This is a genomic window from Pseudoalteromonas sp. T1lg22 (assembly GCF_002964645.1).
Lineage (GTDB): Bacteria > Pseudomonadota > Gammaproteobacteria > Enterobacterales > Alteromonadaceae > Pseudoalteromonas.
Genome location: NZ_PQBY01000013.1, coordinates 123111 through 149973 on the forward strand (window position 1 = coordinate 123111; position 26863 = coordinate 149973).

At 50.1% G+C, this 26863-nt stretch carries 21 protein-coding genes and 2 pseudogenes; 10 read left to right on the top strand and 13 right to left on the bottom strand.

From position 1 onward, the window contains the following. Positions 1–16 precede the first annotated feature (16 nt). The 3 genes and pseudogenes from C2M24_RS07630 to C2M24_RS07640 all read left to right on the top strand — a co-directional run bounded on the left by C2M24_RS07630 (position 17) and on the right by C2M24_RS07640 (position 1781). Complete coding sequence (locus C2M24_RS07630; RefSeq protein ID WP_105213916.1) at positions 17–1132, top strand: FAD-dependent monooxygenase; 1116 nt, start codon at positions 17–19, stop codon at positions 1130–1132. Between the two features lie 27 nt (positions 1133–1159). After that, positions 1160–1306 (top strand): annotated as a pseudogene (locus C2M24_RS16155) (DUF2955 domain-containing protein); the annotation flags it as partial. After that, positions 1278–1781, top strand: coding sequence for a hypothetical protein (locus C2M24_RS07640; protein WP_158683718.1), 504 nt, complete (start codon positions 1278–1280; stop codon positions 1779–1781). The pseudogene C2M24_RS16155 and the gene C2M24_RS07640, both read left to right, overlap by 29 nt. Before the next feature lie 14 nt (positions 1782–1795). On the opposite strand, the gene arfB is transcribed toward C2M24_RS07640, so the two are convergent. Next, on the bottom strand, positions 1796–2209 hold the full coding sequence (gene arfB / locus C2M24_RS07645) for an alternative ribosome rescue aminoacyl-tRNA hydrolase ArfB (protein WP_105213920.1): 414 nt from the start codon (positions 2207–2209) through the stop codon (positions 1796–1798). Between the two features lie 184 nt (positions 2210–2393). On the opposite strand from arfB, the gene C2M24_RS07650 reads away from it, so the two are divergent. Both C2M24_RS07650 and C2M24_RS07655 read left to right on the top strand, forming a co-directional pair. Continuing rightward, a complete protein-coding gene (locus tag C2M24_RS07650; protein WP_105213922.1) occupies positions 2394–2972 on the top strand; it encodes a short-chain dehydrogenase in 579 nt (192 codons plus the stop codon). Between the two features lie 137 nt (positions 2973–3109). Beyond that, a complete protein-coding gene (locus tag C2M24_RS07655) occupies positions 3110–3964 on the top strand; it encodes a DMT family transporter (RefSeq protein ID WP_105213924.1) in 855 nt (284 codons plus the stop codon). Between the two features lie 46 nt (positions 3965–4010). On the opposite strand, the gene C2M24_RS07660 is transcribed toward C2M24_RS07655, so the two are convergent. Then, complete coding sequence (locus C2M24_RS07660; protein WP_105213926.1) at positions 4011–4463, bottom strand: HPP family protein; 453 nt, start codon at positions 4461–4463, stop codon at positions 4011–4013. A 131-nt stretch (positions 4464–4594) separates the two neighbouring features. Here C2M24_RS07660 and C2M24_RS07665 point away from each other — a divergent pair, with 131 nt between their 5' ends. Further along, on the top strand, positions 4595–5146 hold the full coding sequence (locus C2M24_RS07665; protein ID WP_105213928.1) for a TetR/AcrR family transcriptional regulator: 552 nt from the start codon (positions 4595–4597) through the stop codon (positions 5144–5146). A gap of 42 nt (positions 5147–5188) precedes the next feature. Here the strand turns inward: C2M24_RS07665 and C2M24_RS07670 are convergent, their stop codons facing one another. Continuing rightward, a complete protein-coding gene (locus tag C2M24_RS07670; protein ID WP_105213930.1) occupies positions 5189–5755 on the bottom strand; it encodes a uracil-DNA glycosylase family protein in 567 nt (188 codons plus the stop codon). Between the two features lie 443 nt (positions 5756–6198). Continuing rightward, on the bottom strand, positions 6199–6723 hold the full coding sequence (locus C2M24_RS07675) for a lipocalin family protein (RefSeq protein WP_105213932.1): 525 nt from the start codon (positions 6721–6723) through the stop codon (positions 6199–6201). Positions 6724–6822: 99 nt separating this feature from the next. Here C2M24_RS07675 and C2M24_RS07680 point away from each other — a divergent pair, with 99 nt between their 5' ends. Then, on the top strand, positions 6823–7353 hold the full coding sequence (locus C2M24_RS07680) for a DUF6942 family protein (protein WP_105213934.1): 531 nt from the start codon (positions 6823–6825) through the stop codon (positions 7351–7353). 6 nt (positions 7354–7359) lie between these two features. Here the strand turns inward: C2M24_RS07680 and C2M24_RS07685 are convergent. The 4 genes and pseudogenes from C2M24_RS07685 to C2M24_RS07700 all read right to left on the bottom strand — a co-directional run bounded on the left by C2M24_RS07685 (position 7360) and on the right by C2M24_RS07700 (position 13342). Next, positions 7360–8024, bottom strand: a pseudogene (locus tag C2M24_RS07685) (class I SAM-dependent methyltransferase). A 36-nt stretch (positions 8025–8060) separates the two neighbouring features. After that, positions 8061–11723, bottom strand: coding sequence for an AAA family ATPase (locus C2M24_RS07690; RefSeq protein ID WP_105213936.1), 3663 nt, complete (start codon positions 11721–11723; stop codon positions 8061–8063). After that, positions 11713–12930 (bottom strand): exonuclease SbcCD subunit D C-terminal domain-containing protein, encoded by a 1218-nt coding sequence (locus C2M24_RS07695; protein WP_105213938.1) that lies wholly within the window; start codon positions 12928–12930, stop codon positions 11713–11715. The genes C2M24_RS07690 and C2M24_RS07695 overlap by 11 nt, the downstream gene beginning before the upstream one ends. A 172-nt stretch (positions 12931–13102) precedes the next feature. Then, positions 13103–13342 (bottom strand): hypothetical protein, encoded by a 240-nt coding sequence (locus tag C2M24_RS07700; RefSeq protein ID WP_105201323.1) that lies wholly within the window; start codon positions 13340–13342, stop codon positions 13103–13105. 399 nt (positions 13343–13741) lie between these two features. Between C2M24_RS07700 and C2M24_RS07705 the strand changes: the two genes are divergently transcribed. Together C2M24_RS07705 and C2M24_RS07710 are read left to right on the top strand one after the other, a co-directional pair. Continuing rightward, positions 13742–14338 (top strand): HAD family hydrolase, encoded by a 597-nt coding sequence (locus tag C2M24_RS07705; protein ID WP_105201324.1) that lies wholly within the window; start codon positions 13742–13744, stop codon positions 14336–14338. Positions 14339–14463: 125 nt separating this feature from the next. Further along, a complete protein-coding gene (locus C2M24_RS07710; RefSeq protein WP_105201325.1) occupies positions 14464–15189 on the top strand; it encodes a YebC/PmpR family DNA-binding transcriptional regulator in 726 nt (241 codons plus the stop codon). A gap of 72 nt (positions 15190–15261) precedes the next feature. On the opposite strand, the gene C2M24_RS07715 is transcribed toward C2M24_RS07710, so the two are convergent. Further along, entirely contained in the window at positions 15262–17436 is a 2175-nt protein-coding gene (locus C2M24_RS07715; protein WP_105213940.1) for a malate synthase G, read from the bottom strand. Positions 17437–17648: 212 nt separating this feature from the next. On the opposite strand from C2M24_RS07715, the gene C2M24_RS07720 reads away from it, so the two are divergent. Next, a complete protein-coding gene (locus tag C2M24_RS07720; RefSeq protein ID WP_105213943.1) occupies positions 17649–19253 on the top strand; it encodes an isocitrate lyase in 1605 nt (534 codons plus the stop codon). 304 nt (positions 19254–19557) lie between these two features. On the opposite strand, the gene C2M24_RS07725 is transcribed toward C2M24_RS07720, so the two are convergent. The 4 genes from C2M24_RS07725 to C2M24_RS07740 form a co-directional block, all read right to left on the bottom strand. Continuing rightward, a complete protein-coding gene (locus C2M24_RS07725; protein WP_105201328.1) occupies positions 19558–20154 on the bottom strand; it encodes a hypothetical protein in 597 nt (198 codons plus the stop codon). A gap of 51 nt (positions 20155–20205) precedes the next feature. Continuing rightward, positions 20206–21891 carry a substrate-binding domain-containing protein gene (locus C2M24_RS07730; RefSeq protein WP_105213945.1) on the bottom strand — a complete coding sequence of 562 codons (1686 nt, stop codon included), beginning with the start codon at positions 21889–21891 and terminating at the stop codon, positions 20206–20208. Between the two features lie 261 nt (positions 21892–22152). Further along, on the bottom strand, positions 22153–23445 hold the full coding sequence (gene rmuC, locus C2M24_RS07735; RefSeq protein ID WP_442792510.1) for a DNA recombination protein RmuC: 1293 nt from the start codon (positions 23443–23445) through the stop codon (positions 22153–22155). Between the two features lie 374 nt (positions 23446–23819). Beyond that, a complete protein-coding gene (locus C2M24_RS07740; RefSeq protein WP_105213952.1) occupies positions 23820–26861 on the bottom strand; it encodes a DEAD/DEAH box helicase in 3042 nt (1013 codons plus the stop codon). Between the last annotated feature and the right edge of the window lie 2 nt (positions 26862–26863).

Genomic DNA, 26863 nt, shown 5'->3' on the forward strand with positions numbered 1-26863 from the left:
ATGAGGAACAGCCACAATGAACACTCAGCAACCCATTGCCATAGTCGGTGCGGGAATCGCCGGCATGGCTTTTGCCATTGCCGCAGCCCAACATGGATATAAAGTCAGCCTCTTCGAGCGCGGCGAACACATCACCAGCATGGGCGCAGGCGTCACCCTGTGGCCTAATGCCATGTGGGTTTTGCAGCGTTTGAGGCTCGCTGCCGACATACTCCAAGCAGGTGGTCAACCACAGGCGATGCGGCAATTTGATCAGCAAGGTATTCAGCAAGGCGAGTTTGACATCAGCGCAGTCAACAGATTTTGTGAACATGCCAGTGTTACCATTTTACGCCGTGATCTGGTGCGTATTTTGGCTTCGAAAGTGGCGCAGTTAGGTGTAAAAATTCACTTTAACAGCAACATATCTGCGGCGGATATCCCCGCGTTAAAACAGCAGTATGCCCTTGTTGTGGGTGCCGACGGGCGGATGCATTCAGCGGTGCGAGCGCACCTTTACCCTGGGCAACAACTCTATCGTTATCAACATTTTGTCAATGTTATTGGCATTAGTCGCAGCCCAAGCTTGGGATTAGATCCTGTGATTGCCGACTACCGAGGAGACGGTGAGCGCTTTGGTATCGTGCCAATCAATGCCGAGCTGTGCTTTTGGGCGGCGGGTTGGCACGCTAAGGAAGTGTGTCATAGCACCCCAGAGCAATGGCTCACGCAGCTACAACAACGTTTTCAACACTGGGCTACGGCCATCCATGCGGTATTAAATACACGGGAAAAATCCAGTGTAAAAGGCATACATGTGCATGATATAGACCCGCTGCCCTATTGGCATCAAGACAACGTGGTGCTGACAGGCGATGCCGCCCACGCTCCCCTACCGACTTCAGGACAAGGCGCCTGCCAAGCCCTTGAAGACGCTTGGCATCTGTCTTTATTAGTGCGTAGCGACGGGCCGCTTAGCGAGCGACTCGCGGCTTTTTACCAAAAGCGCATTGACAAAACCAGCCTAGCGCAAGCCATAGGCAGAAATGTCGCGGCGGCCATCTTTAGCCCCATGGAACAGTCGGCCCCAGCTACCTTCAGCGCCGATGCCAAGCAGTTAAGCCAGCTGTGGATGCAGGGTTTAAGCGAGTGAGGCTAGACTGACCTATAGCCTCCCCTCTTGGCACCAGATCAGGATTTAATCTACAGCGCCCTGTATCGCTTTAGCTCGGTCTTCGTGGCCATCGCCGTCAGCCTATGCCTGGTTTATTTAATACATCACTTGCTCAACCGCTTTAGTGCGACGCGCCATCATACTTATTTTTAAGGTTATTTTAGGAATTCAAGGTTACAATCACGCTAAAACAGGGACAACAAGGATGATGATGCACAAGGTCTCTTTAAAACAGGAACAGAAATCTTGGTGGGTATACGCTATTGCGGCAGTGGCCGTATGCGCTTTGATTGGAAGCTTTATCAGCGGGAGTAATCTGCTGTTCGCCCTAGCCATGCTCGCCAACTTGGCGCTAATTTTGCGCCTCAATTTTTCTTCACCTCAGATAAATACCACTAACCCTTTGGCAAAAATAAAAGTTGAAGGGCAGCTTCTCAAAGTGGGTAAGGTCGCTTTGCCAATTTATGAAGTGCATAAGGTGGTGATTGAGCGCTGCGATGATAAGGGACTGTTCCAGCTTGCCTACAATAGTGGCGGCCAGGTGCAGCTGGTGTTCGACGGCAGTTATTTGGACGACTTAAAAGCCTATATTCAACAAAACATGCCGCACGTTGAGATTGTGACTTAAGGCCGGTGAGGGCCTTAGATCTTTGGCAGTTTCCTTAATTCCTTGGTGCGCCCACGCTGCACTTTTTGGTCGACCCGCTTGCGCTGAGAACTGCGAGTGGGCTTGGTGGCGCGACGCGCTTTCTCAACCTTGGTCGCGGCTAAGATAAGCTCTTTAAGCCTTGCTAGCGCTTCTTCACGGTTTTGCTCCTGGGTGCGGTGACTTTGCGACTTGATCACTATGACGCCGTCCTTGGTGATACGGCTGTCGCGATACGCCAAGAGCCGCTCTTTATAGAAGTCGGGTAGTTTTGAGCGCTTGATATCGAAACGCAAATGAATGGCTGTCGCCACCTTATTGACGTTCTGGCCTCCGGCTCCTTGTGAGCGGATCGCACTGAGTTCGACTTCCCATTCATCTATGGTTACGGAGTTGGAAATTTGTAGCATTACTTGTTCAACTTAGCTGTTCATCTTAGCTTAAAGGCTCTAGCCTATTATCATCGCCTTTAGAGTCTATCATAGAGTCAATGTGACCCAATCAATGTGACCCAAACAGTGTAATCCAAATAGGCTTCCACTCTAAAATGGTGACGAGCGCGACGCAAATCAAGATTTATTAATGGAGATAACAATGAAAAAGATATTTATCGCACTTACCCTGGCCGCATCTGCGGCGCTTAGCTCGGCTCAGGCATGGGCACTGGAGCTTACCACTGAGGACGTAGAAAAATTTCTTAAAGCCGCTCCCACGGTGACCGATTGGGCGGATTACCAGGGCGGTATTGACGCTGGTGCCCTGCTTGGCGCCCAACAGGAACAAGAAGGCGATGCGAGCACAACGAATAATGCCATGATGAACAGCGCTATCACCATGTTAAAAGACAACGGCATGTATCAGGAGTTTGCCACCATGCTAAGCGCTTATGGCTTTACTCCAGAGCAGCTTATCAGCGTGGGCAGTGAGATCAGCAGCGCCTACCTGGCCAATATGAAAGGCAGCCTTTCTGCCGAAAACCAGAAGCGTGTAGACCAGGTAATGGGTGGTCTGCAAAGCCTCTCCGGCAGCAAGAGCAGCGACAGCAATTCGCTCCTAGGCGCCCTGGGCAAGGCCAATGAGGCGAGCAAGGAAGAGATTAGCGATAACAACCTCGCTATTGTCAGCGAATATATGCCACAGCTGCAGCAGCTGTTTAGCGCCTACGTACAATAGTACCCGCAAAAAAAAAGGCGTAGACGCCTGTCTACGCCCTATTTTCAGCACCCTTTTAAACAAAACTCCCTCCCCTCTTCGCAGTCTCCGTCTTCCGCGTCATAATAGCGCCATGACAATGGCAATAATAACTCCTTATGACCTATCTTCTCGCCACCACCTTGCTGTGGGCATTTTCATTTAGCCTGATTGGCGTGTATCTGGCCGGTCAGGTTGATCCCTGGTTTTCCGTGCTGACACGTATCGCCCTGGCGACCTTGGTATTTCTACCCTTTTTACGCCTGCCACAGCTGACACTTGCTATGACGTGCAAGCTGATGGCCATAGGTGCGGTGCAATTAGGCCTGATGTACGCGTTTTACTATCACTCCTTTTTGTACTTAACCGTGCCGGAAGTGCTGCTATTTACTGTAATGACGCCCTTGTATGTGACCTTGCTCAATGATGCCTTGGACGGACGTTTTAACCCGGGCTTTTTTATGGCAGCGCTGCTGGCCATAGTCGGCGCCGTGGCTATTCGCTTCGATGGCATTAATCAGGGCTTTATCCTTGGTTTTGCCATAGTCCAGGCGGCAAACCTGTGTTTTGCCAGCGGTCAGGTGCTGTATAAACGCCTTATGGCTCAAAACCCAGGCCTGGCTCAGCACCAAATATTTGCCTGTTTTTATATTGGCGCCTTGGTGGTGGCCTTAAGCTGTTATGCCTTGTTTGGCGATACCACAGCGCTGCCGCAAACGACGACGCAATGGAAGGTTTTGGTTTATCTCGGTTTGGTCGCTTCCGGGCTCGGGTATTTTGCCTGGAATAAGGGCGCGACCCTGGTCAATGTCGGTACCCTGGCGGTGATGAACAATCTGCTTATCCCAGCGGGGATCCTGGTTAATGTATTGATATGGAACCGCGACGCCGATATCTGGCGCCTCACCTTGGGCGGCGGCATCATTATGGCGGCGCTGGTACTTAACGAAAAGTACTTCAACAAGCAAAGCTGAATTTGGCAAGGGGGTTTACACCCCCTTTTTATTGGCCGCTCACACCCTAATGCTGGGGTAAGGCCTCAAAACGCGCCACTACCCGGCGCTGAATTGAGGCCAGGAGCACGATTAACACGGCGCCGATCAAAACCGGCGACAACAAATACATCCAGCCTTGTTGCGCCAGCATGATCAGCACGGGATTAGCACCGGCAGGAGGATGGGTAGTATCGCTCACCAACATCAAGCTCACCGCCAGTCCCGTCGCTATGGCCATGCTTAGGGGCCCGATAGGCGCATACAAACTAAATACCACGCCAATAAATGCGGTGACAAGATGCCCCAAAATAACATTTTTTGCCCGGGCTAATGGGCTATTAGGCACACCAAATACCAGCACTGTCGTGGCGCCAAAGGGCGCCATCAACCACAGCATTTGCGTGTTTAAACTATCCAAATAGGCCAATAGCCCGATTGCTATGGCCGCACCAAAGCCAGCGATAACGTGCTTTATCATTGTATTCACTTCCTTTTCCCTTTAAGTAGACAACTCGTTCTACTTTTTAAGGTAGACAATATGGTCTACCTGTGTCAAGCTATTTTCATTCGGCGCCAGATATCAGCGCCGCAAGCTGTAGGAACTGAATCATGCAAGACAAAAGGCAGGTGCTGATAGACACGGCGTTGACGCTTTTTTATCGCCACGGCATACGCGCCGTCGGCATTAACCAGGTATTAGCGGAATCCGGTGTAGCAAAAAAGACCCTCTATCATCACTTTAATAGTAAGGATGAGCTGATCCTTGCCACTCTAGACGTGCGCCATCACAATTTTATGCACTGGCTTAGCGGCGCCGTTCAAGGCCAGGAGCCAGAAGAGAAAATCGCCGCCCTATTCGACGCCTTAGCGCTATGGTTTCGCGGTGAAGTGCAGGCGTTAGGCGCCTACCGAGGCTGTTTTTTTATTAATAGCCAGGGCGAGTTTGATGCCAGCCATACCGAGATTTTGCGCCATTGCGCAGCGCATAAAGCCGAAGTGGAAGCCTTTATCGCGACGTTGCTTACCCCAGAGTTAACAATCAAAGCCCCATTAATCGCCCTGCTCGTTGAAGGAGCCATAGTAAAAGCGACCTATGGCGAAGGCCAACGCATCGCTGCCAATGGCAAGCAAGCCGCACTAGGCTTGTTGCAACAAGCCTAGCCCTGGAGCGAATGCTAAAGATCTAGTGATTTAAGGAAACTATTACGCCAGGACTGTAGCAACGCGGGTTTTCAGCTCCGGCAAGAGCTCTTGTTCAAACCAGGGGTTGCGCTTAAGCCAGATATTATTACGCGGGCTAGGATGCGGAAGCGCCAGCGTATCCGGCCATTGGCTACGCCAGTCCTGTACCGCAGCTGTGACGGTTTTATAGCGTTTTTGCAAATGATAACGCATGGCATACTGGCCTAACACCAGGGTCAGTTGCCGTTGTGGTAAGGCCTCAAGCACCTGCTCACGCCAGGTTGCAGCACATTCAGGACGCGGTGGCAGATCGCCTTGTTTACCTGTGCCGGGATAGCAAAATCCCATGGGCACAATGGCAAACTTGTGCGCATCGTAGAAGTCCTCCTCCGTTACCCCCAACCATTGTCTCAGCCGCACACCACTGGCATCGTCAAAAGGCCGTCCGGCATTGTGGGCATGGATCCCCGGCGCCTGTCCGGCGATCAGTATTTTTGCATCACAGTGAAGCTGCAACACGGGTTTGGGCGGCAAGGGCAGATACGCCTTGCACAAGGTGCAGGCGCGTATTTTATCGAGTAAATCCATGCGTAGACTGATCAAAGGCTTTATTACAGCCTAGCTGATAGCGCGGGACAGCGACAAGCAAAATAGGCTGGCAATACAAGGTATTGTTATTATTGGGATCATAGTTTTACTAACTTGATGACCTAGTTAGTAAAATATTCATCTCAACACAGATCAGATTTTTACCAACTGATCAGGAGCAAAGCCGCTGATCGGCAGCTAAATAGGTAACAAAAATGGCTCTAACACCTGTAATACGGGCAGTTGCCTGCGTATAACCCCCTTCGCTTATAGAAAGCGACTGCACCTCTTGGATCTCTTTAACCGAATTTATCTAAGCAACTGCCTTTATCCTGCTTATGCCCAGGGTGAAGATCAATATTTTACTAACTCAACAAGCCTCACTTGGTAAAATAATGATCTGTAAACCCCCTTTACAACTTTATACCGATCCCCTCAACTACTTACTGCGACACCAAAATCAGCTTATCAACAGCAAAGCCTCGCGCAGCTAATTCTCTTTTGAAGTCTTCAACACGGGCCGGATCAACGCTTGGTGTTCTCGCCAAAAGCCAGGCATAGTCTGTGTTATAGCCGCTGATATAAGCGTATTGATATGCTTCCTGGTCGAGCTTAAATACCACATACGAGGAATAGAAGGGACCAAAAAACGATACCTTTAAGTGCCCAACATCGCTCGCATCGACAAATTTAGCCTTACCTTGGGCACTGGCCCACTGCCCCGTTTCGGCATTAAAACCCTTGTTTAAGACCTTTACCGAGCCATCGTCATTTATGCTATAGGTTGCGGTGACCTTTGACAGTCCTTCTTCAAAGGAATGCGGCATTCTGGCAATTTCATACCAGGTTCCGCTATAGCGGGAAAGCTCAAACGGGCTAACCGGCGTTACCTGCTCAGGCATGGAAGTACAGGCGCTCAGTAACAGGGTTAGTAAAATAATGATCTTATTAGTTATGGTGATTTTCATTGTTTTTCCTTTGCTTATAAGTCTTAGTAATCACTTTAGATGAGTACGCATTCAGGGGTATAATTGGATCGCTATTTTACTAACATCAAGGCGAAAATAATGCCGCAGGCTATAGGGTTTGGCGCCACAGAAGCAGCCATCCGCGTTTATGTGAAAAATCGCCCTCCCCTTGTCGAGTTTCAACAACTGCACACCGTGTTGCCTTTAGACAAAGAGGCCATAGAGAAGATCAATGCCGAAGCGGGCAATGGCTGGCGTAAGGTGTTTAATGTCTACGCCAAGTGGCTGTTTGCCTTGCACGGTGCGCAAGGGGGATTGGGGGAATTTCAAAGCTGGCAACAACTGCGGGATCAATTGCTGCTGCGCCAGCACAGCAATACGGCTTTGTTGTTCAGTACGCCCGAGTTTAATAGCCCTGCCCTGCATGTGATCGCCGGTCGCACCTATGCTCAGGAGCTGGCTGCACAGCCCTCACTTGGTATAAATCTGATCTGGCTGGACAAAGAGTTTGCAGTGGATCAGGCAAACCGGGTTTTGGTCTGCCCTTATTTCGACTATCGTCAGCTTAGCAATGTAAAAATCGATAAGCTCTGCCAGCTGATCCGGGAGCTGGTTCCGGGTTACATCTAAATCAGGCTATTGGCAACGTATCGCATAGCCGGTAAAGCCCAAGGCCTTAAAGTAACACTGAGCAGTACCAAAGCCGGTCTGATCCAACAACTCAGCAAGGCGAATACGATCAAGCGGATAAAACTCATGTTCAAAGCTATGCCGGGTGCGCTTTACACCTATATCAGTCAGTCCCAATTGTTGGCAAACGACAAACTGAGCGTCTAGCTCGAAGGGCGTTTGCGGCTTCATTAAATCCGCCAACCACAGCCAGGCACTTGGCTTTAACCTTTGGCGTACGGCGCTCAATAAGTCGGCCTTATCGCCATTGTCGGCAACAAAGTGCAGCACCAGCAAACACAAGGCCGCATCGAAGTTACCTTCGATTTCCGCCACGCTACCACAATGGCACTGCACCCTGTCGCTCACTCCCGCCTGCTCGAAGCTCTTTTGCGCCAGGCTGAGCATATCGGCAGAAATATCCTGGACGACAAAACGCATCTTTGGTTTGGCCTTGGCTAGAGCCAGAATCTCAGAGCCGGTACCGACGCCGACCACAAGCACTTCAGCGTCCTCGCTAAGCGCCGCCTGGCATGAGCCTGAGTCAACTGCTGTAATAGATCGTAGCCAGGCACCAAGCGATGAATTCGTTGGTCGTAGTGAGTGGCTTCGTCACCTAAAAAACTGGGCATATTGGTTCCTTAATTTGGCTCTTTTTAGCTTATAGCTCATTCACAGCGTATCTGCGAATATCCGCCTGGGCGTTTTACCACCTTGATTTGCGTGGCCACCCGCTCCGTGAGCTCGGCAACGTGGGAGATCACCCCCACCTTGCGCCCCTGCGCCTGCAGGTTGTCGAGCGCATCCATGGCAACGCTCAGGGTCTGAGCATCCAATGTGCCAAAGCCTTCATCAATAAACAAGGACTCTATTTTAACCTTGTTCGAAGATAAGGACGCGAGCCCCAGTGCCAGCGCCAGCGATACCAAGAAGGATTCGCCGCCGGAGAGAGTATTAACGCTGCGCTGCTCATCCGCCATATCCTGATCAATTATGGCAATATCCAGGGTGTTAGGGATACGGGTAAGACGATAACGTTTCGACAAGGAGTGCAGATGTTGGTTTGCATAGGCGAGCAAAATAGTCAGAGTCTGGCTTTGAACCAGATTACGCAAACGCTTACCCTGCGCATCACCGAGGGCGCTGTTAAGGGTGGCCCAGGTCTTCAGCTGGGCTTGTAACTGCTGCAGTTGCTCGGCCTGATCGGCCAGCTGGGCAAGATTCTGACGGTGATTCTCAAGCTTGGCGGCGATCAGAGTCAGTGTTTGCTGAGTCTGCTCATAGTCATTATCAAGCGCCGCTTTGCGTGCCTCTATATCACTCTGTGCTTGCTCTGGACGCACTTGCTGATGCGCACTATGGCGCTGCTGCGTTTGTGTCAATTGCGCTTCAAGGCGCACCTGCTGTTGTTGCAACGTCTGCTGCTGAGCGAGCAGGGCATCGACCTCAGCGCTATCGCGACTTAGTAAAACTCGGATCTGCTCGCGGCCAATTTCGTCTTCGGGAGCAAAATTGGCGCTGCACCAATGACTAAAGGCCATTTCCAGTTCGCTTAAGTCCTGCTGTAACTGAGAACAATTTTTTACCAAGTGCTCATATTCATTGCGTTCGCGCTCAAGCCTGCTTTGCGCCTGCTGCAATTCTTGCTGCGCCCCTTGCAGACTAGTAGCGCCTTGTTCGAGGGCCTGTTCAAGCTGAAGCAGTAATTGCTGGGGCTGCAATTGGGGAGCGAGCAGGGCATGACGACGAGTTAGTAAATTCCTGATCTCCTCGCCACTGTGTTGCTCTTGCCGCGTTAATTGCTGCAGTTGAGCGGTGCAGGCAGACAACTTGGTAAAAATCTGATCCAGCTCCAGTTTAGTATCACTAACCTGTTGTTCTAGTTGCGAAATTTTAATCTGTTCCTGATCATACTCTTGCAGCTGCAATTGCAGCTGTGGCCAGCAGGAGGCGAGGTACGCTGGCTCATCACGCCACCAAGGCGCCTCGCAAAATACCGCTTTTAATTGCGCAATACTGTCCTGGCTGCGCTCCTGCTCAGCTTCAAGTTCATCACTAAGGCGTTGATACTGTAACTGTAAGTGCTGGCTTTGCTGCTCACACAGGCGCTGTTGCTGCTGTTGTTGCTCGGCAAGCGTTCGCCCTTGCTGCAACGCAGATCGCAATTTTACTAACTCCTGTTCAAGTGCCGTGGCGCTCTGGTACTGGTCATTCAAGCTTTGCAATTGGTCGCTAAAGTATCGCTCGGCCAACTTATCCAGCCCCTGCTCAGGGCAAAAGTGTGCCAACTGCGCACCTAACTGGTCTTGCTCTTGCTGGGCTTGAATAAGGCTTGCGGCTAGAGTACTAAGCTCTTGCTCAGCTAATCGGGCCGAGGTTTGTAGCTCATGGCAGTGGGTTAAATACTGATCCAAATTATCTTTAGCCAGCTTAAGCTGGGCGGCAAAGTCCGCCAGTAGGGCATCGAAGGGGCTGCTTTCGCCCGCTTCCACTGCAAAAGGATGCTCACAGGAGCCACACACCATGCAGGGCTCGCCGGCATTTAACTGAGTACGTAAAACACTGATCTTTTCACTGGCACGCAACTGCACCTGATTATAGGCCTGCTCAGTATTGGTTACCTCTTGCTGCAAGAGTGGCTGCTGGGTTTGACGCTCGTTCAACTGCTGCTGATACTGCGCCAATTGCCCTTGATTATGCGCTTGTTGCTGGCGCCACTGAGCAATTTTAAGCCCCAAGTCGTGCCAGCGACGATAATGCTGTAGACCCTGTTGCCACCTGCCTATATTTTGCTGCAATGCCCCAGGAGACTGGTGTTGTAGCTCTTGCTCCAGTTGCGCAATGCGTTGCTCCTGGCCAAGGTTTTTTTCCTGAGTGCGTGTGAGCGTCTCGGTAAGTTCCGCAATGCGAGTGTTAAGTTTCGTCAGCTCGGACTGATGCCCTTGTAACTGGGTATTTTTTTGTTCCCTGAGCTGTGAATGCAAGGTGATTGGCTGCCATAGATGCTGATAGTGAGAGCGATTTTTTACTAACTCCACAAGCCAGGGTTGAGCGCTCGCCTGCGTCAATTTTTGTTGTAACTGCGCCTGACATTGCTCGACACTAAGTTGCAACTTGGCACCTTGTCCTTGTAGCTCATGCTGCTCGCGGCTTTGAGCGACTATTTGCTCTTGCTGCTGTGCTAATCCCTGGCGCAATTGCTGTACCTGAGCGTCCAGGGTAATGGCTTGCTGCAGCGCCGGCTTTTGCTCACTCAGGCGAGCCTGAGCCTGACTATAGATGGATGCGGCCTGTTGCTGTATCTGCTGCGCCTGCTCGCATTGAGCCTGAGCGTCTGAGTCTTGCAAAGCAACAATTCGCTGCTCATCTTGCTGTAAGCGCTGTCTCAAGCGCTCGGTATTATTTATATTGTCGCTAATTTGTCGACAACGTGCGCTGAGCTCAGCCTGTTTAAAAGCACCTTGGGCTAAGTGTAACTCTTCAGTGGCCTGAGTCAGTTGCGTCTGCAAATTCTGCAGCTCGGCGGTGATGCTTTGCTCGTTGGCAAACCACTGCAATTGCATCTGGTAAGCACTACTTTTTTGTTTACGGCTTTGCTGGAGTGCATTCTGTTCTCGCTGCTGTTGCTGCAAAGCGGCAAGTTCCTCGTCGCTGAGCAAATGCACGGCTTTCATATTGCTCTGGAACAAGGTTACTTCATTGAGTTTGGCCTTGTAGCCCTCAAAAACGCGCTGACCAACGAGGGAATACTTTTGTGTGCCACTTAATCGCTCTAACAGCGCCGCGCGCTCGTCGCCTTGTGCCCGTAAAAAGGCGGCAAATTCGTTTTGCGCCAGCATCACGGCGCGGGAAAACTGATCAAAATTAAGGCCGACTAAGCGCTCGATCAGCTTTTTTGTTTCCGACTTGGCATCGCTTACCAGCTGCTCACTGGGCAATTGATAAAGCACATGGGTTGGTGTTTGCAGCCGCCCCTGGGCTTTTTTACGCGCGCGCGTTACCTGCCATAAGGCCCGATATTGCTGCCCGTCTATGGCATTAAAGTCGACCTTAACCCAGCCAACACCGGTACCGCGCCTAAGCAAATGCCGCGGGTCGTTTAGACGCACATTATCGCCATTGAAATCAACCTTCTGGGTGTTCTCATTGCTAAGTCGCGCGGTTTTGTCGTACAGGGCCAGACACAGGGCATCGAGCAGGGTGCTTTTACCAGCACCTGTATCGCCGGTAATGGCAAACAAGCCGGTGTCACTCAGGGGGGCCTTGGTAAAGTCGATATCCGCATCCACTAAGGAAGCCAGATTATGAATTTGCAGGCGATTAATCTTCATGGCTTAGCTCCTGCTCAATGTCGGCAACCAACTGGGAAAACAAGGTCTTAATTTCATCATTGAGATCCTGCTCACTCAGTTCGCTGTGCTCCTCAAGGGCAACGGATAGCAGATGATCAGCATCGAGTCGTTCAAGTTGCGAGAGATCCTGAAATTCCACTTCATCCTGCTTTGATTGCTGCTGCGTTCGTACCCTTTCTATGCCGCAAAACAGCAGGTTTTTCCCGGCAAGGGCTGCATCTATTTGCTCACGAAAATCCGTGCTCAGCTCTTTGCTCGACAGACGCACACGGATATAACCTGGTTGCGCATTATCATCGGGCAGGGCGCTCAGCTGCTGGCACAGCTCTGTAAGCGGCACTACCTCACCCTCGGGAAGCAGATGCAGCTTTCTGAATGTCGGAATGTAAAGGGGGTTGACACTTTGCAGGGCACCATCTGTGACTTCAACCAGCAGGCATTGATGACGGTAATGACGCTCGCTAAAAGACATAGCGAAGGGCGTGCCACTGTAGCGAATACGTTCCTGACCATTTACCGTCTGCGCCTTATGCAGGTGACCAAGGGCAACATAACTGGCCTCAGCCGGAAATACATCCGCGCCTATGGCATCTTCACCGCCAATCACCAGAGCGCGTTCTGAGTCTTCACTGACCGCAGCACCACGAGCATGCAAGTGGCCCATGGCAATCACATTGGTTTGGCCATCAAACTCGCTGTTGTCCAGCATACTGCTGTAGGCTTGCTGCACAGCTGTGCTGTAGCTTAGGCTGGCGCTGGGGATATCGCAGGCTCGTAAATAGGGAAGCGCTAAAATCAGGCACTGCTGATCGCCCTTGGTAATGTTAACCGTACTGAGTTCCGGCGCCTGATGCTGATAATGACCTATTACCTGGGTATCGAACTGGGCCAGTAAGGATTCAGCCGTGGTGATCCGCTTGGCGGAATCGTGGTTGCCGGCAATCACTACTATTTGCAGCTCAGGACAAGCGGATTTTGCCGCTTCGATAAACTGATAGAACTGCTTTTCGGCGCGACTAGGAGGCGTCGCTGTGTGGTAAATATCGCCGCTGATAAGCAGCACATCGATAGCCTGCTCACGCAGTTGCGTCAATAGCCAGGCTAAGAACGCTTGATGCTCATCAATGCGTTCATGTTCGTAGAAAAGCTGCCCAAGGTGCCAATCAGAGGTATGAAGTAAGCGCATGAAATAAAGTGATTAGACTTATAATGTCCTCACTATATCATGGAAAACTTGTTATCGCGGCGATTGCTTTATACCAATTCTGTTAAGTATGTGATCAGAGATGGCGCTGGATAAACGCCGTGAGCACGATATTTAGCCCGCTAGAATGGTTGGCTATTTATGTGAATTGGTATTAATGGGTAAATTGCCACCAGGTGATCACCAAAATCGGTATGGCAATGGCCAGAACCAGCATGGGAATACGTATGCTACGTTGGTATTTGCTTTGCAGATGACTTATCGCCGTGCGCTCGTCACAGGCAGCTACCTTATCTATATAAAAGTAGCCATTGTCCAGGTACTGCTTACAATGCTGTTCATCGGCGGGAATAGCAATTAACTCGTTTTTCTTTTTAAGGACATAAAAATCCATAGCACCACCACATACACCTTGCTATGTGCGAATCAAGTGAACATTCCATCGCTTTTTTATATCTCGCCTGGCATTATTTTGCTGGCCGAGGTCCATTTTTATTGTTCACGAATTAAAAAAGTGGGGGATTCTAAAATTAATTAAATACCAATTGCAACCTTTGCAGAAATTATTTTCTTAATTCACTGGCAACCCCCTTTACACTTTTTGTAACTCAATTAGGAATAAGGTAAATAGTTAAAAAATAACCATCTGTTTTATATGGTTTTATTATCGGTTACAGGATTTAGAAGGGAAGGGTTGGCAAGGATGAAAACCAAGGTCGCTATATAGAGCCGTTACTGCTACATTGCCTGTATCGGCTAAACATTTACCAGAAGTTAGTATTAGGGGATCTTTATGAGCAAATACCACAATGTGCCATTAAGAGGCGTTATTTTTGATATGGATGGCACCTTATTTAGCTCACAATTAGATTTTGCCCTTATTCGTAAGCAAATAAACTGCGCCCATGGCGAGGATATACTCGAATTTATCACCCGCCTGGATAGCGATGGTCAGCGCCACGCAGAGCAGGTAATACTCGACCATGAACTGGCAGACGCCGAACAAGCCGTGCTGCTACCCCAGGTCGCCCAGTCCCTTGCCAGCCTGCATAAGGCACAGATCCCCATGGCCATAGTCACACGCAACTCGGAGCAGGCCACGGGTATAAAGATGAGCCGAAATCCCATTCCCATAGATCTGGTACTGACCCGGGATGATGCCCCCGCTAAACCCAATCCCAGTGCTTTATTGCATATTGCCGAACGTTGGCAGATGCCGGTGCAGCACCTGCTTTACGTAGGCGACTATAAATACGATATTCAGGCCGCCCATAATGCAAATATGCGCGCTTGCTTGTACGCGCCGCACAGCATTCCCGACTATGCGGCCCAGGCGGATTATGTGATCCGTTGCTTTAGTGAATTACCCGCACTCGTTGAGTTATGTTAAATTGCGTGGTTTTTTAGGTTTTACCACTTGGCTATACTGCTTTTATAAAAACATGACACTAGCCCAATTTGCGTTGAGTTGTTAAAATCGTGCAAAGCATTAAATTCAAACTTGAGAGATTGAAAATGGGCAGAGCGTTTGAAGTTCGTAAAAACGCCATGGCGAAAACCGCTGCGGCAAAAACAAAAGTAAACTCAAAATACGGTAAAGAAATCTACGTCGTAGCAAAAAACGGCGGTGCTGACCCAGAGACCAACCTTTCTCTTCGTCGCTTGATGGATAAAGCGAAAAAAGATCAGGTACCGGCACACGTAATCGATAAAGCCATTGAAAAAGCCGCTGGCGGCGCTGGCGAAGACTATTCAACAGCTCGTTACGAAGGCTATGGCCCGGGTAACTGCATGGTTATCGTTGACTGTTTAACCGACAACCCGAACCGTACCATCAAGGACGTACGTCTTCCTTTTACCAAAACCGATTCAAAGATTGGCAGCCCGGGCTGTGTAGCACACATGTTCGATCACCTGGCGATCTTTGGTTTTGAAGGCGATGACGACGAAGCCGTGCTAGAAGCGCTGATGATGGCCGATGTAGACGTGACCGACATAGAAGTAGAAGACGGCAAGGTTTCAGTATTTGCGCCGCACACCGAATACTTTAAGGCGAAAACCGCACTTACCGAAGCATTCGATGGCATTAACTTTGAAATCGACGAGATCACCTTTGTGCCACAAACACATATCGAGATCACCGATGAAGACGATATCGCCAACTTTGAGAAGTTTATGAACATGCTTGAAGATTGCGACGACGTGCAAAACATCTATCACAATGCCATTGTGAACAACTAATAGCGTCCAACACGCAAAAAAGAAAAGCCGGATATTAATCCGGCTTTTTTGTGTAAAGGGGGTTTACACTTCTTACGACTCTTCCTTAAACAGGCGACGATAATGATGCAATAGGGGCTCGGTGTAGCCGCTGGGTTGCTCACAGCCTTTAAACACCAGATCCAAGGCTGCCTGGAAGGCAAAGCTGGCATTGAGCGACTGCTCATCAGCGGCCATGGCAATATAGCTGGGGTCGCCGGCATTTTGCTCATCCACCACCTTGGCCATACGGGCCATGGTGTTGTGCACCTGCTCCTTGGAGCACACGCCGTGACGCAACCAGTTGGCAATATGCTGGCTGGAGATCCGCAGGGTCGCTCTGTCTTCCATCAAGCCGACGTTATTAATGTCCGGCACCTTAGAGCAGCCTATGCCTTGCTCGACCCAGCGCACTACATAGCCAAGAATACCCTGAGCATTGTTGTCGAGCTCCAGTTGAATATCCTCCGGACTCAATTGCTGGCCGTTGTCTATGGGCGGCGTCAACAAGGCCGCCAACGAATCCTCACCTAGTGGCGGCAGGGATTTTTGCACCGCAAATACATCGAGCTTATGATAGTGCAGAGCATGTAAGGTCGCCGCAGTAGGGGAGGGCACCCAGGCGGTATTAGCACCGGATTGCACATGCGCCACCTTTTGCTCCATCATCAGGGCCATTTTATCTGGAATGGGCCACATGCCCTTACCAATTTGCGCCTTGCCGCTAAGGCCACATTCGAGGCCTATGCTGACGTTGCGCTTTTCATAAGCGTCAATCCAAGGTTGCTCTTTTATTTTCGCCTTAGGCAAGACGATGCCGCCTTCCATTGCGGTGTGTATTTCATCGCCGGTACGGTCGAGGAAGCCGGTATTGATAAACACCACCCGCTGTTTGGCGCTGGCGATACAGGCTTTTAAGTTAACCGAGGTGCGGCGCTCCTCATCCATAATGCCCATTTTGATGCTGTATTGTTCAAGTCCAAGTAGACGCTCTACCTCGCTAAAAAGCCGCTCGGTAAAGGCCACTTCTTCTGGGCCATGCATCTTGGGCTTAACAATGTAGATGCTCTTGGTGCGCGAGTTCGCCAGCTTGCTACGACCGTAATACTCGGGCAGGGCACACAAGCTGGTAAAGATGGCATCCATGATGCCTTCAAACACCTCATTGCCTTCACTATCGAGTATCGCCGGGTTGGTCATCAGATGACCGACATTACGAACAAACATCAGGCTGCGCCCGTGCAGGGTGAGTTGCGAGCCATCGAGCTTGGTAAATTGGTGATCCGGGTTCAATGTACGCTCGAGCTGCTCGCCGCCTTTGTTAAAGCTGCAGCTCAGCTGACCCATCATAAGACCAAACCAATTGCGATACACATTGGTTTTATCTTCACCGTCCACCGCCGCGACCGAATCCTCACAGTCCATAATGGTGGTCAGCGCCGCTTCCATAATAATGTCTTTAATACCGGCTTTATCATCACGACCAATGCGATGATGCGGGTCGATGGCAATAATAAAATGCAGGCCATGATGGCAGAACAGCAAGGCGGAAGGACGCTGTGGCTGGCCCCGGAAACCGAGCAACTGAGCCGGGTTTTGCAAGCTTACCTGCTGAGAATCTCCCAGGGTCACAACCAGTTCACCATTGTTGATGGCGTATTCAGTACTTTCGATATGTGAGCCGCTGCTAAGCGGCAGGGCTTGGTCGAGGAATTGACGGGCATAAGCCATCACCTTAAAGCCACGCACCGGGTTATAGCCACCGCCTTGCTCAGCGCCTTCTTCCTCGGCGATCACATCGCTGCCGTATAGGGCATCGTATAAAGAGCCCCAGCGGGCATTGGCGGCATTGAGGGCGAAGCGAGCATTACTCACCGGCACCACGAGTTGCGGGCCGGCCATGGTGGCAATTTCCGCATCGACGTTGGTGGTTTCTATGCTCACCGACTCCGGGCTATCAACCAGATAACCTATCTCGCGCAAAAACGCCGTATATTCATCAAGATTATGCTCGGTATTGCCCTGATAGTAGGCATCTATCTGCTGCTGCAGCGTCTCACGCTTGGCCAGTAAGGCTCTGTTGATGGGAGTAAGTCGCTTGATAATATCGGCAACACCGGCGAACAAGGTATCACCGTCTATATCGGTCTGGGGCAGTACCTCTTGAGTAATAAACTCATAGAGCGTGGCGTCAATAGACAGGCCGCTGTGCGAGATGCGCTGAGTCATGAGCAATTCCTTTAATCGAACAAGTGTTATTTCACTGTAAACGAAAATATGTGAATGTGAACACAAAACCTATTCACTAAAAATATAGCGGTAATAACAACTATAAATTTAATAAATCTTTGAAAAACGGCCTAGGGTAAAAGTACAAGGCGACCACCTCATACACAGGGTGTTGCAAAACATAACCATTACACGTTCAAAGGATACCGACTATGAAACAGTACAACGCACAGATAGACAGCCTGGCTACCCTATGCCAACAAAATGGTCAACGCTGGAACAGCATCAGCCCTGTTTATGCGGCGCGTATGCAGCTGCAAAACCGCTTTAAAACAGGTTTGGATATCGCCAAGTACACCGCCAAAATCATGCGTGAGGACATGGCCGCTTACGATGCCGATTCAAGCCAATATACTCAGTCTTTAGGTTGCTGGCATGGTTTCACGGCGCAGCAAATGATGATGGCGATTAAACGTCACCAAAAGACCACCAAGCGCAGTTATGTGTATCTGAGCGGCTGGATGGTAGCGGCGCTGCGCTCTGAGTTTGGTCCACTTCCAGACCAAAGTATGCATGAGAAAACCTCGGTTCCGGCACTGATTGAAGAGATCTACACCTTCTTAAAACAAGCGGATGCCCGTGAGCTGGATCACCTCTATAAAGCCCTGGATGCGGCGCAGCAAAGCGGTGCGGACACTTCGGCCATCGAAGCGCAAATCGATAATTTTGAAACGCATGTGGTACCTATTATCGCCGATATCGATGCCGGTTTTGGTAACGAAGAAGCCACCTATTTGTTGGCCAAAAAGATGATTGAAGCGGGCGCCTGTGCCATTCAAATCGAAAACCAGGTATCCGATGCCAAGCAATGTGGTCACCAGGCCGGTAAGGTAACCGTACCGCACGAGGACTTCCTAGCGAAAATCAACGCCGTGCGTTATGCCTTCTTAGAGCTTGGCGTGGAAGACGGCATTATCGTGGCCCGTACCGACTCATTAGGTGCCAGCCTGACGCAGAAAATCCCGGTAAGCAAAGAGCCGGGCGACTTGGCCAGCCAGTACATCGACTTCCTTGATGCTCAACCTATCAGTGGTGCAGATGACCTGGAAGACAACGAAATGGCGATTAAACTGAACGGCCAACTATGCAAGCCGGTACGTTTGGACAATGGCCTCTACCAATTCCGCGCCGGCACAGAGAAAGACCGCGTGGTACTAGACTGTGTAACCAGCCTGCAGCATGGCGCCGACCTGCTGTGGATCGAAACCGAAAAGCCAAATGTGCAGCAAATTGCCGAACTGGTAAATCGAGTTCGCGAGCAGGTACCCAATGCCAAGCTGGTGTATAACAACTCGCCGTCATTCAACTGGACATTGAAGTTCCGTGAGCAGGTTTTCGCACAATGGCAGGCTGAAGGCCGCGATCTAAGCGCCTACCCAGATCCAACAGCGGATGCCAAGGTGTTGATGGATGCGAGCCTGGATAGCTCAGAGCTTGCGGTTGCTGCCGACGAACTTGTACGTAACTTCCAACGCGATGGTGCCCGTGAAGCTGGTATCTTCCACCACCTGATCACCTTGCCGACTTACCATACGGCGGCACTAAGCACAGATATTCTTGCTGAAGGTTACTTCGGTGACTTGGGCATGCTGGCCTATGTACGCGACGTTCAACGTCAGGAAATCCGCCGCGAGCAGGCCTCGGTTAAGCACCAAGACCTGGCAGGTTCTAATATCGGTGATACCCATAAAGAGTACTTCTCCGGTGAAAATGCGCTTAAAGCGGGCGGTGAAGCCAATACCATGAATCAGTTCTAACCACTGTGTGTTGCAAGCAAAAGGGCCGAATGGCCCTTTTTTATTGAGATCAGCTTTTAACCAGGTCGAGCAATGCCCAAAGCAAAGGGGCGCTACAGAAGCTGATTGGCCCTGCAAATGAGCATAAAGCAAAATTTTACCAAGTGTCTTGATATAACTTTTAGGAACAAACCAAGATTTTACTAACTGCTCAGGGGATCCCGGAACATTTTTTTACTAACCTGTTTTTTTACTAAAGCAATCCTGGTGACATTAAAAAAGGCCGTACTAATGACGGCCTTTTGGTCCAGTGCAAGTGTTTAAATTAGGCTTGATGGCGACGCAGAGGCACCACAGAATTATCTTCTTCGGCGGTGCTAGGCTTTGGGTTGTCACCTTGGGCAAGCGCGTTAAGGCGCTCACGCACACTCTGAGCGTCCTGCGATGCGGTTTTTTGTGCCGCTTGGTTTAAACGAGCGCGCACAGAATCAAGCTGTTGCTGATGTGGATCTTGCGGGGCAATATGATCTACCGACACGCCTTCTTGCGCCATCATATCGGCTAAAGAGTCCGAGGGCAGATTAAGCGCCAGCATGGCAATATCCACAGTTTCTTTACAACAGATCTTCTCGGCTAAGCTTAACTGTTCAAGTGTTTGCTTAAGCTTGCTGTAATCCAAAAACAGCTGGCTAAGATGGTTTTGCAAGACCGACTGTGAGGTCAGGTGGTCCGGCTTCGACATAGATGTACTCAGCGAGCCCAGCAAGCCTTCTTCACGCATTTTTTCAATCAGTGCTGCGGAGGGCATGTTAAGGTCGGTAAAAACCTGATCCACATTGCGCTTGACGCGAATAGCTTCAAGCATGCTTAAGCGCGCAAAGGCACGAGTAAGATTATGATGATCCGTTAATATTGCAAACATAAGCCCTCCTGTTGAGAGTCGTCAGTCTAGCAGACGACTGTTAAACTTTTATTACAAAACCCAAACTTCAACTCGGCGGTTGCGCTCACGCCCCTGTACCGTGCTGTTGTTGGCAACCGGCAGAGCTTCACCAAAGCCCTGGGTGTCAAATACGCCAATACCGCGGGCGCTAAGCTCGGTGGCTACCGAACGAGCACGTTGTGTTGACAGTGTTTTATTCTTCACGTCGTCACCGGAATTATCCGAGAAGCCCATTAGTACCACACGCTTTTCCGGGTGCTCTTCTAAGAAGCCAAGCAGACGTTGTAAGTCGCGCTTACCCTTGTTATCAAGCTGGCCGCTGCCGAACTCGAAACGGAAGGTAAGAGACAGACGTTGGCCCTGGCTGGCATATTGCTTATAAACCGCAGGAGCTGTAAGCGGTGCCTGTACCCGCTCAACATGGATGTTCTGTGAAATTAGACCTGTCTCGGCCACAATTTCCTGACCCGGGTATGAGATAGCATAATGAGCAAAGTTCTTAACGAACATGTTAGCCGTGGTCGGTGTATACAGATACAAACGACGTGACAAGGCATAGTCCTCAGTACCTATGGTAAAGCGGGTAGGGTAGATAGGCGCAGTTTGCTCACCCTCAGAGATGGCTACCGCTTTGTTGTGCACTATGTAGTTAAGGCCGATAAAACCGATACTGTGCTCATCCTGCGACACCAGTTGTGATAGCTCAGAGCTGGACTCAAAACGCTGGGCGTTATTGCTTAGTTTAGCGCTGTGCTTTTTCAAAACCAGGTTTTTAAAGGTATCCCAGGTACCAGATTTAGCATCACGGGCATACAAATTAATGGCCGCCGAAGCACCGCCTAGCTCACGCCAGTTAGTGATCTTGCCGGAAAAAACGTCCGCCAGTTGCTGTGTGGTCAAGTGGCTGATAGGGTTGTTTTGATTCACAATCACCGCCAGACCATCAAGGCCGATAATGTGCTCATTACCCACCTGGCTGAAGTCACCATATTGATCTTTTAGACTGGCCACTTCTTTATCTTTTACCTTGCGCGATGCCATAGCCACATCAGCTTTGGCCGCCTGCACATCGGCAAAGCCGGTGCTTGAGCCGTGCGCATGCAGTTCAATATAGTAAGGTTTATCGGCTAAGCGATAGTGAAGCTCACGCTCTACCGCCACATCACCTTGTTGCCAAGTGAAATCACTGGCACCTTGCTCTGTTAAATAGCCTTCGATTAACGCCGGCGCCAGTTTTTCACCTATGGTGTTAGAGCCGTGAATACGAAATGCCAATTGTGCTTGCGGCTCTGTCGGCACCTGCGCCGCAGGGGCTGCGGTTACCGTAGCGGTGGTTTGAGTTTGTACAGGTGCTTGCTCTGTGCTTTGCACTGGAGCCTGTGTCACCACAACCTCTGGCTTGCCCGCAAACATGGTGTAACTGGCCACGCCAAGGGCTATTGCTGCTGTGATGGAAGTAAAGATTAGAGCCAGTGGCTTCTTGCTTTCCGCCTTTGGCTCAGCCTGGGTAGCCGCAGCGGCGGGTTGTTTTAGTGCATTAATAACCGCATTAAGTTCACTGTCGCCGAGCAAACCCAGCTCGTTAAGTACCAAATCACGGTAGTTATCATCATTGATAAACTTTTCCGTAGCGATATCAATGCCAAATTTATTTTGCGCCAAGCTTTGTAGTTGTTTTAGCTGTGCGATGAAGTTCTGTTGATGTGCTGATGTCATGTGTTAAGCCCATGTTCAATTTTGGGGCTAAGAATAAAACAGAAAAATGACAGTTTTATGAAACGTAAAGGGGGTTTACGTTTATCTCTTTTTATTGAAAATCAATAAATTACCTAAAATATGTACATTTAAAGGATGGAGCTTACTATCTAAATTGATGAGTTTGCTTTGGGTATCGCCAAATTTGGCGGTGCTTTTTATCCTCCGTCACACACAATGACCTACCCTGACCAAAACAGGCAGGGCAGGCATACAAATACATTAGTCGCTATGTGTTAGCTCAAGCTCGGCTTTTTCGCGCAAGGACTCGGGTAACTCCTTTTGCACCGCCACACCCAGCTCCTTAAATTCATTGGCTTGCTTGATCAGATTGCCCTTACCGCTGTAGAGCTGAGAAAACGCCTTATCATAGGTTTCCCGCGCTTTATCAAGCTGTTTCCCCACACCTTCCATAGACACAAGGAAGGAATTGAGTTTGCTATAAAAACGCTCCGCGCGTTTCGCCAGCTCTTGAGTGTGCTTGGATTGATCTTCAAAACGCCATAACTGTTTTACTATGTTCAAGCTGGTGAGCAAGGTAGTCGGGGTGGCCACCAGAATATTCTTTTCAATGGCGCGCTGATATAGGTCGGGCTGAAACTTAAGGGCTTCGACAAAGGCACTTTCGATGGGCATAAACATGATCACCACCTCAGGCGAATTTAATTGCTCAAGGCGGTGGTAGTCCTTGCTCGCGAGCTCATTAATGCGCTCGCTCACCGCCTGCACATGCTCACCCAAGGCCTGCTGCGCTTCAAGCTCAGTTTGGGCATTCACATAACGGGTGTAGGCGTTAAGGGATGTTTTCGCATCGATAACTATATGGCGCTGTTGCGGCAAATACACCACCACATCTGGACGCAATCGGCCAAGGGGTGAGTCGAAGCTTACCTCACGGCGATAATCCTGATTAAGGCGCAAACCGGCGCTGTCGAGCACGTTCTCCAGCATAAGTTCGCCCCAGTTACCCTGTGTCTTCTTTTGCCCCTGTAGCGCCGTAGAGAGCCTCTGCGCCTGCTCTGTGATCGATTGATTGAGCTTTTGCAGATGTTGCAGCTCGGTTTTCAATGCGGCTCTTTGCTGCAATTCCTGGGCGTGGATATGCTCCATCTTGTCGCGAAAGCCTTTGAGCTCCCCCTGCACCGGCTTAAGCAACTGTTCCATATTTTCCTGGTTAAGGTGCTTAAACTGTTGCGACTTATCTTCAAAGACCTGATTAGCGAGCAGGGCAAATTCCTTTTTCAGGGTTTCTTTGGAATCTTGCAATAAGCTGAGTTGCTGCGCAAAGTGCGTTTCCTTTTGCTCCAGGGTTGCCTTGAGGGATTCATAGCGACCGTGTAACAAGGTCACTTTTTGCTGCAATTGTTCGCCCTTTTCACGTTCGCTTGCCGCCTGACGGCTTAGCTCAGAGGTACGCACTTCGGCGCCGTGCGCTTGCTGTTGCAGTTCATTGTTATGAGTCAACGCAGCGCGTAAACGCCCTTGAACGCGCAACAATACAAAGGCAAAGGTCATCGAAGATAAAGCCAGCGCAGCAAGGGCGCCAAGCAACACAGGTGAGCTTTGGGAAAACAAGGAAAGCATATTGATCCCGCATTAATTATTGTTATGTATAGAGTGATAATACCAATTTTATCAGGAAAGTAAGTATCTAGGTCGGTGCTCTGCGCCGACACCTCAACAAAATCACATTTTTGTCGAGCGCTCGGCAATTGCTCTTGCATTGCTCTACTAACGCATACATAACGGCAAATCCCGACCAAGGGGCAAAAAAAAGCCAGCTAAATCAAGCTGGCCTTAAAATCATAATAATCAGGGAAATCAACATAGGGTGCTTGCATCGCAAGCATAATAGTAGAGTCCCGGTGCGGGAGAAAGTTCAGGAAAATTTAAACTTTTTCTTCTTTTTCTAGATTCAGCATTTCAAGCAGTTGATTATCATCAATTTTTTTATCTGATAATAAACTACCATTGAGGAACTCATCCACTAGGTGGCGTTTCTTCTCGGCCAGGGCCTGTACCTGTTGCTCTACAGAATCCGCCAAGATCAGCTTATAAACGAATACCGAGCGGTCTTGCCCCATGCGATAGGCTCGGTCTGTAGCCTGGTGCTCCACCGCCGGGTTCCACCAGGGGTCGAAGTGGATCACGGTATCCGCCTGAGTCAGGTTTAAACCGCTGCCACCGGCCTTTAAACTGATCAAAAACACCCGCTTACGTGCTTGTTGGAAGTCATCAACCTGACGCTGGCGGTCTCGGGTTTGCCCGGTCAGTAACGCATAGTCTATGCCCATATCCTGTAACTGCGCGCCAATAAGGCTGAGCATGGAAGTAAACTGGCTGAAAATAATCACATGATGCTCTTGCTCCAGCATCTGGGGTAAATGGGTTTGCAACCATTGCAACTTGGCACTGCCGCCTTGATAACTAGGGTCAACCAGCCCCGGGTGACAGCAAATTTGCCTTAGTTTTAGCAGCGCATCGAGAAACTGCAACTTGCTTTTGCCAATGCCCTGAGTGGAAACCAGGTGACTGAGCTTTTGGTGCAGGGCGCTGTGATAGCCCTGATACACATTGGCTTGATCTTCAAGCATATCGAGCTGTTTAACCAACTCGGTTTTGCTCGGCAGTTCGCTCAGCACATCTGCCTTGGCACGGCGCAGTAAATAGGGGCGCACCGCTTCTTTAAGGGCATTTTTACCCGTCTGTTCAAGGTCTAAAAAGTTCGCCTTAAACTGGTTATCAGAGCCAAGCAAGCTAGGCATGGCAAAATCGAATACGGATTTAAGCTCTAGCAGGTTGTTTTCAAAGGGGGTGCCGCTCAAGGCAAGACGAAATTGTCCCCTTAGTTGCTTAACCTTTTGACTAAGCTGAGACTGAGCGTTTTTAATGGCCTGCGCTTCGTCCAAGACCAGGGTGTGATACTCAACCCCATGATAAAAGGCAAAGTCGCGTTTAAACAGGGTATAAGTAGTGATGAGCACCTCATACTTGGCCAACTGCTGCAACATGATGGTTCTGTTATTGCCAGCTACCACCTGCACCGACAATTGTGGGCAAAAGCGCTTAATCTCGTTACACCAGTTACCTATCAAACTGGTAGGGCAGAGGATCAGATGTGGTCGACCGGCACGGGGTTTCAGGGTACTGAGATAGGCAATGACCTGCAGGGTTTTACCCAGGCCCATATCATCGGCGAGCACGGCGCCTAGCCCCTGCAAGGAAAGCAGTTGCAGCCAGTTGACTCCGGCTTGCTGATACTCTCGCAATTGTACATTGGGCGCCAGTTTAACCGGCTGCAATGAACTCAAAGTAGGCTTTTGTAATAAGGGTGCCAAAGAGGTTGCAACCGATAACTGCCAGTGAGCTTGCTCGGTTAACTGGGGATACAGGCTGCGCGGAATGGAACAAATACTTTTCTCTTTAGCGCTGGCAAAACGTTGCAGATAACTGAGCATCAGTTTTGCGGCCTCACTAGTTATGACACATAACTGGCCGTCACATTCTAAATAACAATAATGAGCGCTATAGTTGGCATTGTTAGCCAGTTGCTCGGCGCTTAAAATAAAGACCTTTTGCTTGTGATGCAACTCAAAGCGCACCAGGAAACGATGTCCCTGAAGCTTATCGATAACCAGATGGGGTGTCAGCACAGCGCTGGTTTGCTGGCGCTGACGTGGCAAGGCAATCACCTTTCCTCCCAAGTTCTGAACCTCTTGCTCAAGCTCAAAGAGCCATTGCTGCTCTTGCAAGGTGTCGGCAATAATTACTTGATACTCTTGCTGTAAAGGCCCTTTACATGGCTCAAGACCTAAATTGGCCAGGCTGGCCTGAGTTGGTACTTGTCCTTCAACGGCAATAAGATAAGGCGCAGATGTGCGCATAAAGCGCAGGGTAAAGCCTAGCTTAGGCTTTTTTTTTTCGCCTTTGCTCAACGAAAGGGCGAGCTCATGGTCAAGACGCTGTGACAAGGCACTAACATCTTCCTCATTCACCTCAGGAAAGCGTGCCAACTGTTTGATCTGCGAACCAGACAGATGGGTATGCAAGGCCACTATCTGATTCTTGCTGCTATCAAGGTAGTAGGGCGGGGCGGTATTAAATACTCTGTCGGCATCAAAGTCGGCGATATTGCAGGTTAATTTCGCCTTGCCCTCATGGCGTAGCCACTGGTATTGCAGCTGCTGCGGCTTACCCAAAAGCAGTGGCTGGCGCTGCTTTTCAAAAAACAGACGGGCGCGGGCTAGTAATTGCACCAAGGCACGGGCGCCCCAGTGCCCATAAAGCAGGGCTTGTCCGGGGAGGTTTTGCGAACGTATCCAGCTAAACAGACGAAAATCGCCTTCATCAAGCCCTTTTGGGGTAACCTGAGTATGGCTTTGCTGCTCGCTCAGCGCTCGGCCCTGAGACTGCAAACCCGCTTCGGTATTGGGTGCCATCTTGGCCTGAAGTTGAAGTTCATTCTGATGTGGGTGCAGCTCGAATAACAAAACCTGTTGCTGGCCTTCGGCTGGCTCGCTGTCATGCTGAGCCAAAACACAAAACCAATCATCTATTTGATATTGGTGAGCAAATTCGCCCTGACTTTGGAGTTTGAGTTGCAGTAAGGCGCTGGCCACATGCTTGCAGCGCACCTTGGCCTGACAGCTACAGTGGGCTTCTATCTGAGTGTGCTCGCCAAACTGAAGCTGGATATGCTGATCATAGGTGGTACCGTCATCATCGAGCACCTGAGCCTCGATACGGCTGTAGTCCTCGTTGCTTTTTACCCAAAGCACTTGCTCATCACGCAGCATTTGCTGGGCGCGACTGTAAACCCCCTTGCTAAATAGCTGCTTCAGCGCCTGCTCGGACAATGGCAAAGGAGCTGGCTCGGCATTGATCTCGGCAAAGACAGCGAGCAAATCCTCTTTAGTAAACGATGCGGCCATAG